14 protein-coding genes are annotated in these 11,409 nt (G+C 63.5%); all 14 read right to left on the bottom strand.

Annotated elements, in window-relative coordinates; genetic code table 11:
- Positions 1-16 precede the first annotated feature (16 nt).
- Positions 17-502 carry an NADH-quinone oxidoreductase subunit NuoI gene (gene nuoI, locus AX724_RS13250; RefSeq protein ID WP_013847130.1) on the bottom strand — a complete coding sequence of 162 codons (486 nt, stop codon included), beginning with the start codon at positions 500-502 and terminating at the stop codon, positions 17-19.
- Positions 499-1,548 (bottom strand): NADH-quinone oxidoreductase subunit NuoH, encoded by a 1,050-nt coding sequence (gene nuoH / locus AX724_RS13255; protein ID WP_066767258.1) that lies wholly within the window; start codon positions 1,546-1,548, stop codon positions 499-501. The genes nuoI and nuoH overlap by 4 nt, the downstream gene beginning before the upstream one ends.
- Complete coding sequence (gene nuoG, locus AX724_RS13260; protein ID WP_066767259.1) at positions 1,545-3,551, bottom strand: NADH-quinone oxidoreductase subunit NuoG; 2,007 nt, start codon at positions 3,549-3,551, stop codon at positions 1,545-1,547. Before nuoG ends, nuoH begins: the two co-directional genes overlap by 4 nt.
- 1 nt (position 3,552) lies before the next feature.
- Positions 3,553-3,783: a hypothetical protein gene (locus AX724_RS13265; RefSeq protein ID WP_066767260.1), complete on the bottom strand. Its 231-nt coding sequence runs from the start codon at positions 3,781-3,783 to the stop codon at positions 3,553-3,555.
- The gene (gene nuoF / locus AX724_RS13270; protein WP_066767262.1) at positions 3,780-5,117 is read right to left on the bottom strand and encodes an NADH-quinone oxidoreductase subunit NuoF; all 1,338 of its coding nucleotides are present in this window, start codon (positions 5,115-5,117) and stop codon (positions 3,780-3,782) included. Before nuoF ends, AX724_RS13265 begins: the two co-directional genes overlap by 4 nt.
- 106 nt (positions 5,118-5,223) lie before the next feature.
- Complete coding sequence (locus tag AX724_RS13275) at positions 5,224-5,892, bottom strand: complex I 24 kDa subunit family protein (RefSeq protein WP_066767264.1); 669 nt, start codon at positions 5,890-5,892, stop codon at positions 5,224-5,226.
- The gene (locus AX724_RS13280) at positions 5,892-7,127 is read right to left on the bottom strand and encodes an NADH-quinone oxidoreductase subunit D (RefSeq protein WP_066767266.1); all 1,236 of its coding nucleotides are present in this window, start codon (positions 7,125-7,127) and stop codon (positions 5,892-5,894) included. The genes AX724_RS13275 and AX724_RS13280 overlap by 1 nt, the downstream gene beginning before the upstream one ends.
- Positions 7,127-7,963, bottom strand: coding sequence for an NADH-quinone oxidoreductase subunit C (locus tag AX724_RS13285; protein ID WP_066767271.1), 837 nt, complete (start codon positions 7,961-7,963; stop codon positions 7,127-7,129). The genes AX724_RS13280 and AX724_RS13285 overlap by 1 nt, the downstream gene beginning before the upstream one ends.
- Positions 7,964-7,978: 15 nt before the next feature.
- On the bottom strand, positions 7,979-8,533 hold the full coding sequence (locus tag AX724_RS13290) for a NuoB/complex I 20 kDa subunit family protein (protein ID WP_066767273.1): 555 nt from the start codon (positions 8,531-8,533) through the stop codon (positions 7,979-7,981).
- Entirely contained in the window at positions 8,524-8,898 is a 375-nt protein-coding gene (locus AX724_RS13295) for an NADH-quinone oxidoreductase subunit A (RefSeq protein WP_066767287.1), read from the bottom strand. Before AX724_RS13295 ends, AX724_RS13290 begins: the two co-directional genes overlap by 10 nt.
- A gap of 126 nt (positions 8,899-9,024) precedes the next feature.
- Complete coding sequence (locus AX724_RS13300) at positions 9,025-9,840, bottom strand: inositol monophosphatase family protein (RefSeq protein WP_066767275.1); 816 nt, start codon at positions 9,838-9,840, stop codon at positions 9,025-9,027.
- A 47-nt stretch (positions 9,841-9,887) separates the two neighbouring features.
- Positions 9,888-10,283, bottom strand: coding sequence for a hypothetical protein (locus AX724_RS13305; protein ID WP_066767277.1), 396 nt, complete (start codon positions 10,281-10,283; stop codon positions 9,888-9,890).
- The gene (efp, locus tag AX724_RS13310; RefSeq protein WP_066767279.1) at positions 10,283-10,846 is read right to left on the bottom strand and encodes an elongation factor P; all 564 of its coding nucleotides are present in this window, start codon (positions 10,844-10,846) and stop codon (positions 10,283-10,285) included. The genes AX724_RS13305 and efp overlap by 1 nt, the downstream gene beginning before the upstream one ends.
- A 227-nt stretch (positions 10,847-11,073) precedes the next feature.
- The coding region (locus tag AX724_RS13315) for a M23 family metallopeptidase (RefSeq protein WP_156448080.1) at positions 11,074-11,409 on the bottom strand (336 nt) is incomplete at its 5' end.

Genomic DNA, 11,409 nt, shown 5'->3' on the forward strand with positions numbered 1-11,409 from the left:
CCTTGGCGCGCGCGGCTTAACGATAGGGTGCATCAGCGGCAAGGTTCGCGGCGATCGCGCGCTCCCATTTGTCGCCATTTTCAAGAAGCTTGGCCTTGTCGTAGATCAGCTCCTCGCGGGTTTCGGTCGAAAATTCGAAATTCGGCCCTTCCACGACCGCGTCCACCGGGCAGGCTTCCTGGCAGAAACCGCAATAGATGCACTTGGTCATGTCGATGTCGTAGCGCGTGGTGCGGCGGCTGCCGTCCTCGCGCGGCTGCGCCTCGATCGTGATCGCCTGCGCTGGGCAGATCGCCTCGCACAGCTTGCACGCGATGCAGCGTTCCTCGCCGTTGGGATAGCGACGCAACGCATGCTCGCCCCGGAAGCGCGGGCTGATCGGGTTCTTCTCATAGGGATAGTTGATCGTCGCCTTGGGCTTGAAAAAATATTTCAAGGTCAGCCAGTGCGCCTTCACGAACTCCCAGAGGGTGAAGCTTTTGACGTAGTAACCGAGGCTCATTGTGCGCCTCCATAGCGCGTCAGCATGAGGAAGCCCGACACCAGGAACACGAACAGCAGCGAGGTCGGCAGGAAGATTTTCCAGCCCAGCCGCATCAACTGGTCATAACGGTAGCGGGGCACCGTCGCCTTCACCCAGGAGAAGACGAAGAAGAAGAACAATATCTTGGCGAACAGCCAGAGGATGCCCGGCACCAGATAGAGCGGCGCCCAGTCCACGGGCGGCAGGTATCCGCCCCAGAACAGGATGGCGTTGAGCGCGCACATGAGGATCACGTTGGCATATTCGCCCAGCCAGTAGAGCGCGAAGGCCATGGACGAATATTCGGTCTGATAACCCGCGACCAGCTCGCTTTCCGCCTCGGTGAGGTCGAAGGGCGCGCGCGCCGTTTCCGCCATGGCGCTGATCAGGAACATGATCGCCATCGGGAAGAGCAGCGGGTTGAAGCCGTTGCCGTTCAGGAAGCCATAATAGCCCTTCTGGCTCTCGACGATCTGGGTCAGGTTGAAGCTGCCGGCCCACAGCACCACCGTGATCAGGATGAAGCCGATCGAGACTTCATAGGAGATCATCTGCGCCGACGCGCGGATCGCGGAATAGAAGGGATATTTGGAGTTGGACGCCCAACCCGCCAGAACCACCCCATAGACGCCCAGCGACGAGATGGCGAGAATGTAGAGCAGGCCGACATTGATGTTGGCCAGCACCACGCCCACCTGGAACGGCACCACCGCCCAGGCCATAAGCGCCACGGTGAAGGTGATGATCGGCGCGATCAGGAACAGGGTCTTGTTGGCGGCCGACGGGACGATGGTTTCCTGCAGGAAGACCTTGAGCCCGTCCGCGAAGGATTGGAGCAGGCCGAACGGGCCGACCACGTTGGGGCCGCGCCGCAGCGCCATCGCCGCCCAGATCTTGCGGTCGGCATAGATGATCATCGCGACCGCCAGCATGACCGGCAGCGCGATCAGCAAAATGCCGATGATGGTCGACAGGAACCAGGCTCCCTCGAACGGGAGGCCGAGATTTTGAAAGAAAGCAGTCACTCTGCGGCCTCCGCGAAGCTCTCTCCGTGGATCAGCTCGGCCGAGCATTGCTGCATCGTCGGGCTGGCGCGGCAGATCGCGTTGGTGAGGTAGAAATCCTTGATCGGAGAGGCCAACTCGCCGCTCGCTCCGGTCGGAAGCTGCGGCACGGACCAGCCATAATCGGCCAGCCCCTCGACGCCCAGCGCCGGCACCGCCGCCGCCATCCGGGCGCGGAGTTCATCGAAACTGTCGAACGGCAGGCGCACGCCCAGCACGTCGGACAGGGCGCGCAGGATCGACCAGTCCTCCCGCGCGTCGCCCGGCGCGAACACGGCCTTGTCGCCGCGCTGAACCCGGCCTTCCAGGTTGACGTAGGTGCCGGCCTTCTCGGCGTAGCTCGCGCCCGGCAGGATCACGTCCGCCGCGTGCGCGCCCTTGTCGCCATGATGGCCGACATAGACCTTGAAGCTGCCCTCAAAAGCCGAATAGTCGACTTCGTCCGCGCCCAGCGAGAAGACCAGCTTCGGCTTCGCGGCCGCCATCGCCTTGATCCCGCCGTCGACTGCATAGCCGAGCATCAACGCACCCATGCGCGCTGCCGCGAAGTGCAGCAGATTATAGCCGTTCCAGTCGCCCTTGATGAGGCCCAGCGTTTCCACCAGCGCCAGCGTGTCGCCATGCGCCCCCGGTGTGGCGAGCACGCCGCCGCCCACGATCATCGCAGGACGCGCCGCGCCGCCAAAAGCGTCCAGCACCGCCTGCGGCAGCTTCCCGAGCAGCGAGGCGTCGTTGCCCAGCCATTCCACCTTGTAGGTGAGGTCGAATTCGGGGCCGATGGCAAAGACCTTCGCGCCCTTTTTGATCGCCTTGCGGATTCGGGTGTTCACCAGCGGCGCTTCCCAGCGCAGGTTGGTGCCGACCAGAAGGATGACGTCGGCCGTCTCCAGATCGGCGAGCGGCGTGTTGAACACGACCGCCGACAGGCTGGACACGTCATAGTCCATACCGGTCTGCCGCCCTTCCAGCATCGTGCCGCCTAGCTTTTCGACCAGCAGCTTGCCCGCGAACATGGTTTCGCAATCAAGCAGGTCGCCCGCGATCGCCGCCACGCTGCCGCCATGCTGCACGGCGGCAATGGCCTTGAACGCCTCTTCCCATGTGGCGGGGACCAGCTTGCCATCCTTGCGGACAAAAGGCTTGTCGAGCCGCTTGCGGACGAGGCCGTCGACATTGTGCCGCGTCTTGTCCGACGCCCACTCCTCGTTCACATCGTCATTGATTCGCGGTACGGCGCGCAGCACCTGACGGCCGCGGCTGTCGAGGCGGATGTTGGTGCCGACCGCGTCCATCACGTCGATGGCATGGGTCTTCTTCAATTCCCACGGACGCGCTTCGAACGCATAGGGCTTGGATGTCAGCGCGCCGACCGGGCAGAGATCGACCACATTGCCTGACAGCTCGCTCTTGGCGGCATGCTCCAGATAGGTGGTGATCTGCATATTCTCGCCGCGATAGATGGCGCCGATTTCCGGCACGCCCGCGACTTCCTCGGCAAAGCGCACGCAGCGGGTGCACTGGATGCAGCGGGTCATCACCGTCTTGACGATCGGCCCCATATATTTTTCGGTAACAGCGCGCTTGTTCTCGTCGAAGCGGCTGCCGCCGCGGCCATAGGCCATCGACTGGTCCTGCAGGTCGCATTCGCCGCCCTGGTCGCAGATCGGGCAGTCGAGCGGGTGGTTGATGAGCAGGAATTCCATCACCCCTTCGCGCGCCTTCTTGACCATTTCGGTCTGGGTGAAGATTTCCTGATTGTCGGCGGCGGGCAGCGCGCAGCTCGCTTGCGGCTTGGGCGGTCCGGGCTTCACCTCGACCAGGCACATGCGGCAATTGCCGGCGATCGACAGGCGCTCATGATAGCAGAAGCGCGGGATTTCCTTGCCCGCAAGTTCGCATGCCTGGAGGACCGTCGCGCCCGCCGGGACTTCGATCTCTATGCCATCCACTTTGACTTTGGGCATATCAGTGTTCCGTATCCTGAAGGCCGAGACGCTTTTCGATCAGATCGACCCGGATTTTCAGGTCTGCAATATCGGCCTGCATGCCGTAAATGGACGTCATGATGCCGCGCTGGTGATCCTCCATGGCATGGAGGCGAATACCCTGCGAGGCTTGCTCACGCTTGATCGCAGAAATGTCGCCCTGGATGGATTTCAGTATCTCCAGCACGAGGTCGGTGCAGTCGTCGTTCACTCCGCTGCCTCCATGACGGGGGCGCTACCCTTGTTTTCCGCGATCCGGCGCTCGATTTCCGGGCGGAAATGCCGGATGAGGCCCTGGATCGGCCATGCCGCCGCGTCGCCGAGCGCGCAGATGGTGTGGCCTTCGACCTGCTTGGTGACCTGGAACAGCATGTCGATCTCGCTCTGGTCAGCATCGCCGGTGCGCAGCCGTTCCATCACGCGCCACATCCAGCCGGTGCCTTCGCGGCACGGCGTGCACTGGCCGCAGCTTTCATGCTTGTAGAAGTAGCTGAGGCGGCTGATCGCGCGGACGATGTCGGTGGATTTGTCCATCACGATGACGGCAGCGGTGCCAAGGCCCGAACCGAGCGCGCGCAGGCCGTCGAAATCCATCGGCGCGTCCATGATTTCCTTTGCAGGAACCAGAGGCACCGAGGAACCGCCCGGAATGACCGCCAGCAGATTGTCCCATCCGCCCCTTATGCCGCCGCAATGGCGGTCGATCAGTTCGCGGAACGGGATCGACATCGATTCCTCGACCACGCAGGGCTTGTTCACATGGCCGCTGATCTGGAACAGCTTGGTACCGCGATTATTCTCGCGCCCGAAGCTGTTGAACCAGGCCGCGCCGCGCCGGAGGATCGTCGGGCTGACCGCGATGCTCTCGACATTGTTCACGGTCGTCGGGCAACCATAGAGGCCAGCGCCCGCCGGGAAAGGCGGTTTCAGGCGCGGCTGGCCCTTCTTGCCTTCCAGGCTCTCGATCTGCGCGGTTTCCTCGCCGCAGATATAGGCGCCCGCGCCGCGATGGACGAACACGTCGAAATCATAGCCCGACCCGCAGGCGTTCTTGCCGATGAAACCCTTTTCATAGGCCTGTTCCACGGCGGCGAACAGCACCTTCGCCTCGTAGATGAACTCGCCGCGAATGTAGATATAGGCGGCGCGCGCCCGCATGGCGAAGCCGGCGATCAGCGCGCCTTCGATCAGCTTGTGCGGATCGTGGCGGATGATCTCGCGGTCCTTGCAGGAACCGGGTTCGGATTCGTCGGCGTTGATGACCAGGAAGCTGGGACGGCCGTCCTTGCTTTCCTTGGGCATGAAGCTCCACTTCATGCCGGTCGGGAAGCCCGCGCCGCCACGGCCGCGCAGGTTCGACGCCTTGATGATGTCGATGATGGCGTCCTGCCCCAACTCCATCAGCTTTTTCGTATTGTCCCAGTCGCCGCGCTTCATGGCGGCGTCGACGCCCCAATCCTGGAAGCCGTGGACGTTGGTGAAGATGCGGTCCTTGTCGGCCAGCGGGCCGACGAAGGGGGCCGGTGCAGCGGGTGCGTCGGTCATGCGCGACCTCCCAGATACGTCATGCCAGCGAAGGCTGGCATCTCAGGCGCATGCGCGCTGAGGATGGAGATCCCAGCTTTCGCTGGGGTGACGAGATTGGCACCTGTCATGCCCACTCTCCCCGATAGTCATGATTTTCCGTGACCATCTCCTTGAGCGTGGTCGGGCCGCCTTCGGGCGCGCTGGTCTGACGGTCGATCTGCGGCCCGATCTTGGGCTGGCCGCCGGCGGCCAGCGTCTCCAGCACGGCGCTCATGCTGTCATAGGTCAGGTCTTCGTAATTATCGTCGTTGATCTGCACCATCGGCGCATTGGCGCAAGCACCCAGACATTCGACCTCGGTCAGCGTGAACAGTCCGTCGGGGGTGGTCGCGCCCTTGACCAGACCCTTATTCTTGCAGGCCGCGAACACATCGTCGGAGCCGCGCAACATGCAGGGCGTCGTACCGCACACCTGCACATGATAGCGGCCCACGGGCGCGAGGTTATACATGGTGTAGAAGGTCGCGACCTCATAGACGCGCATGTACGGCATATCGAGCTGCCGCCCGATATATTCCATCACCGGCACGGGCAGCCACCCTTGAGTCTGCGTCTCCGCGCCGACCTGCCGCTGGGCAAGGTCGAGCAGCGGCATCACCGCCGACTGCTGGCGACCCGCCGGATAACGGGCGATGATCTTTTTCGCCTGCTCGGCATTTTCGGCGGTCCACTCGAACGCGCCCCAGCGCGCGCGGGTTTCGGCTTCGTCGGGGATATGCACTGCGTCAGCCATTAGCGGTCACATTCTCCAAACACGATGTCCATGGCGCCGAGGACAGCGGTCGTATCGGCCAGCATGTGGCCCTTCATCATGAAGTCCATCGCCTGCAGGTGGCTGAAGGCGGTCGGGCGGATCTTGCAGCGATAGGGCTTGTTGCTGCCGTCGCTGACCAGATAGACGCCGAATTCGCCCTTGGGGCTTTCGGTCGCCACATAGACTTCGCCGGCGGGCACATGGAAGCCCTCGGTATAGAGCTTGAAGTGGTGGATCAGCGCTTCCATCGAGCGCTTCATCTCGCCGCGCTTGGGCGGCACCACCTTGCGGTCGAAGCTGGCGATCGGTCCTTCGGGCATCTCATTGAGGCACTGCTTCATGATCCGCGCGGACTGGCGCACTTCCTCGACGCGGACCATGAACCGGTCGTAGCAGTCGAAATTGGTGCCGACCGGAACGTCGAATTCCATCCGGTCATAAACGTCATAGGGCTGCGCCTTGCGGATGTCCCAGGGAATGCCGCTGCCCCGGATCATCGGGCCGGAAAAGCCCCATTTCAGCGCGTCTTCCTTGCTCACCACGGCGATGTCGACATTGCGCTGCTTGAAGATGCGGTTGTCGACCACCAGGCTCATCGCGTCCTCGAACAGGCGCGGCAGGCGCGTGTCGAGCCAGTCGGCGATGTCGGTCAGCAGCTTCAAGGGCACGTCCTGATGGACGCCGCCCGGCCGGAAATAGGCGCTGTGCATCCGCGCGCCGGACGCGCGCTCGAAGAAGTTGAGGCAATCCTCGCGGATTTCGAACAGCCACAGGTTCGGCGTCATCGCGCCCACGTCCATCACATGGCTGCCGAGGTTCAGCATATGATTGCAGATGCGGGTCAGTTCCGCGAAGAACACGCGCAGATATTGCGCGCGCAGCGGCACTTCGAGGTTCAGCAGCTTCTCGATGGCCAGCACATAGCTGTGCTCCATGCCGAGCGGCGAGCAATAGTCGAGCCGGTCGAAATAGGGCAGCGCCTGCAGATAGGTCTTGTACTCGATCAGCTTTTCGGTGCCGCGATGCAGCAGCCCGACATGCGGGTCGCAGCGTTCGACGATTTCGCCGTCCAGCTCCATGACCAGACGCAACACGCCGTGCGCGGCGGGGTGCTGGGGACCGAAGTTGATCGTGTAGTTCTGGATTTCCGTATCGCCCAGCGTCGGATCGCTGGCGTCGGTGCGGTGCTCCAGTTCGTCCAGATAATCGGCCATTACGCCTTGTCCTCCGGCTTGGCTGCGCCCTTACCCTCATCGGTATGCGCGGCGGGCTTGACCGGCGCGTCGGCCGATTTCGCCTCTGCCGCCTTGTTTGCCGCCTCGCCCGCGCCTGTGTCGGCCTTCTTCTCCGTCACCTTCGGCGTCGCGGCAGCCGCGTCGCCCTTGGGCGCGGACGGCGGAGGAGGCGGCGCAGCGGTCGGCGACGGCGCGCCGGGCGCATGAGGAGCCTTCTCATCGCCGGGCAGGATATATTCCGCGCCTTCCCACGGGCTCATGAAGTCGAAGCTGCGGAAATCCTGGGCCAGTTTCACCGGCTCATAGACGACGCGCTTGTCCTCCTCGGAATAGCGCAGCTCGACATAGCCGGTCAGCGGGAAGTCCTTGCGCTGCGGATGACCGCGGAAGCCATAGTCGGTCAGGATGCGGCGCAGGTCGGCATTGCCCTGGAACACCACCCCATACATGTCGAACACCTCGCGCTCCAGCCAGCCGGCGACCGGCCAGATGTGCGTCACGGTGGGAACAGGCATATCCTCGTCGGTCGTCACCTTGATGCGGACGCGGTGGTTCCGCGTGACGCTGAGCAAATGATAGCAGACCTCGAACCGTTCGGCCCGGTCCGGATAATCGACCCCGGCAATCTCCATGAGCTGCTGATAATGCGCGCGCTCGCGCAGCAGCGCCATGGCATCGGCCAGGCTCTCCCGAACCACGGTGAAGCTATATTCGTCGGCATGATGGACGGTGTCGATCAGCATGGAGCCGAGCAGGCCGCCGATTTCCTCGGCAATGCCGTCGATGGTCGCGATTTTCGGTGCGGAATGGCCCATATCAGCGCGAGCCCCTCAACGTTCTATCGTTCCGATGCGGCGGATTTTCCGCTGCAACTGCATCACGCCGTACAGCAGCGCCTCGGCGGTCGGCGGACAGCCGGGCACATAGATGTCGACCGGCACGATGCGGTCGCACCCGCGCACCACGGAATAGCTGTAATGATAATAGCCGCCGCCATTGGCGCAGCTGCCCATCGAAATCACATATTTCGGGTTGGACATCTGGTCATAGACCTTGCGCAGCGCCGGAGCCATCTTGTTGCACAGCGTGCCCGCGACGATCATCACGTCCGACTGGCGCGGGGATGCGCGCGGGGCGGCGCCGAAGCGCTCCATGTCGTACCGCGGCATGTTGACGTGGATCATCTCCACCGCGCAGCAGGCAAGGCCGAAGGTCATCCACCAGAGCGAGCCGGTGCGTGCCCATTGGAACAGCTCCTCGGTCGAGGTGACGAGGAAACCCTTGTCGGTGACTTCACTGTTCAGCGAGTCAAAGAAGGCCTGATCGGGCTGCGTGCCGGCGGGCAGAAGCGTGCCGGGCGCGGGCCGTTCGAGTTCTACTCCCAATCGAGTGCTCCCTTCTTCCACGCATAGACGAGGCCGAGCACCAGCTCCGCTATGAAGATCATCATCGTCGCCCAGCCGGCCCAGCCGATCTGGTCAAGGCTCACCGCCCAGGGAAACAGGAACGCCGCTTCAAGATCGAAAATGATGAAGAGGATGGCGACCAGATAGAAACGCACGTCGAACTGGCTGCGCGGCTCCTCGAACGCCGGGAAGCCGCACTCATATTCGCTGAGTTTGGCCGGGTCGGGCTGATGCGCGCCGGTCAGGCGGCCGACCAGCATCGGCAGGAACACGAATGTCCCCGAAAGCAGCAAGGCGATCCCGAGAAAGATCAGGATCGGCAGATATTGGCTAAGATCGACCAACGGAATCCCCTGGGCGAAAAGGTTGTGGCCGCGCTTTAGGCCTGCTGCATATGCGAAGCAAGGGGCGACGGCAGTGAGAATGAATCGCAAAAAGGCCAAGTGCTTGAAGCGCTTGGCCCTTACACGTCAGCGCAACGCGCCAGCCACCAATTTATGCAATTTGGAATGAATAGCGTCGTTGCCGGCGATCACTTCCTTGCGGTCGATCATCTGGTCGCCGCCCCGGAAGTCGCTGGTGAAGCCGCCCGCTTCCCGCACAAGCAGCAGGCCCGCCGCCACGTCCCAGGGCTGGAGCCCGCTTTCCCAGAACCCGTCATAGCGGCCCGAAGCGACATGCGCGAGGTCGAGCGCGGCCGCGCCGAAACGGCGAATACCCGCGACCGAAGGAGCCACCGCGCCGAAGATGCGCGTCCATTGCGCCATGTCGCCATGGCCCATGAAGGGAATGCCGGTGGCGATCAGGCAGTCGCCAAGGTCGCGGCGCGACGACACGCGCAATCGCTGGTCATGCCGCCACGCGCCCCGGCTCTTTTCCGCCCAGTAGCTTTCGTCCGTGACCGGCTGATAGACGAGCCCGGTCGTCACTTCCCGCTTCTGCCCCCCGAAGAGCGGCTCCTCGACCGCGATTGAGATGGCGAAGTGCGGAATGCCGTGCAGGAAGTTGGTGGTGCCGTCCAGCGGATCTATGATCCAGCGCGGCTTGGTGGGATCGCCGGCGATCTCGCCGCCCTCCTCCAGCAGGAAACCCCAGTCGGGGCGGGCCTTCTGCAATTCCTCGACCAGCGTGCGCTCCGCCTGCTGGTCCGCCTTGGACACGAAGTCGGCCGGCCCCTTGCGGCTGACCTGAAGATGCTCGACCTCGCCAAAGTCGCGGCGGAGCTTGGAGCCCGCCTTGCGCGCGGCGCGTTCCATGACGGTGAGAAGGCCGGAGTGCGATACCATTATATGTCTCCCTTCCCCGCCGGCGGGGAAGATGGGTTGGATGGGGGTCAGCGGCTCTTGGGCTGCTGCGGCGGGCCGGACTTGGGCGCAGCGCCCTTGGGCGGAACGCCGGGCGGCGGCGGGGCCGTCCCACCGGGACGAAAGCCGCAGACGCCCGCCATGACCGTCAGCACCTTGTTCGGGTCCGTGGGGCTGAGCTTGTTGCCCGTCAGCACCCTGGTCGTGGCGTCGCTGATCTTGCCGAAGGGATTTTCGTAGAAGCAGACGAACAGCGCGTTCTTGATCGGCTCGTCGACCTCCTTCGACTGGAGCGCGCTCATCAGCACCTTGAGGTGGAAGGCAGCCGTGTCCAGCTGCGCCTTGGTCGGCGTGGCCGGTCCGGCGGCGAGCGCGGGCGCCGACAGGGCGGCGGCCGCGATCAGGAACGCGCTGCGGGCGATCATCAATCGGCCCGCTTCACATATTCGCGTTCATAGACGTCGACGACGATGCGGGTGCCGGTGACGATGTGCGGCGGCACCATGACGCGCACGCCATTGTCCAGGATCGCGGGCTTGTAGCTGGCGGACGCGGTCTGCCCCTTCACCACGGCGTCGGCCTCGACCACGGTCGCCTCGATCGTTTCGGGCAGTTGCACGCTGATCGGACGATCTTCATACATTTCGAGCGTCACGCCCATGCCGTCCTGAAGGAAGGCGGCGGCGTCGCCGATCAGGTCCTGCGCCAGGTTGATCTGTTCGTAGGTTTCGGTGTCCATGAACACCAGCATGTCGCCTTCGGCGTAGAGATACTGGAAATCCTTGGTGTCGAGGCGGATGCGCTCAACCGTCTCCGCCGACCGGAAGCGGACATTGTTCTTGCGGCCGTCGATCAGGTTTTTCAGTTCCACCTGCATATAGGCGCCACCCTTGCCGGGCTGCGTGTGCTGGATTTTCACGGCGCGCCACAGGCTGCCTTCATATTCGATATTGTTGCCGGGACGGATGTCCACGCCGCTGATCTTCATCGGAAGAGCCTGCCTATATGTCTGATTGTGGAAAAGAGCCGGCCTCGCATGAGGCTGGCGCGCATTTACAGCGCCGCAGGCCGAAGGGCAAGAGGGCCGCGCCCCGTAGGACAAACAGCGCTTAACTTCGCATATTTCCCGCAGAAATCGACATTTCATGTCCTGGGTAGGACATTTTCCTGCGCGCCTGCCACGTTTATAAAGACGCGGCCGCCCGGTAGGACAGGTCAGCGACGGATGAGCAGCGGATAGGGATTGATGGCCCGCCCGCCATACCAGGGATCGGCTGGCTCCATCACATGGATCGCGAAATGCAGGTGCGGCGCGGACGGATCGGCATTGCCGGTGCTGCCCACCGTCGCGATGCGCTGCCCTCGCCGCAGCCGCTGCCCTTCATGAATGCCGGGCGCATAGCCGTCGAGATGCGCGTAATAATAGGACAAGCGCCCGTCCGCCGAGCGCTGGTAGAGGGTGCGGCCGCCCGCGTCGCTCCAGAATATCTTTTCGACCCACCCATCGGCAACGGCGCGGACCCCCGCGCCCCGAGGCGCCATGATGTCGAT

Source organism: Sphingobium sp. CCH11-B1 (genome assembly GCF_001556865.1).
GTDB lineage: Bacteria > Pseudomonadota > Alphaproteobacteria > Sphingomonadales > Sphingomonadaceae > Sphingobium.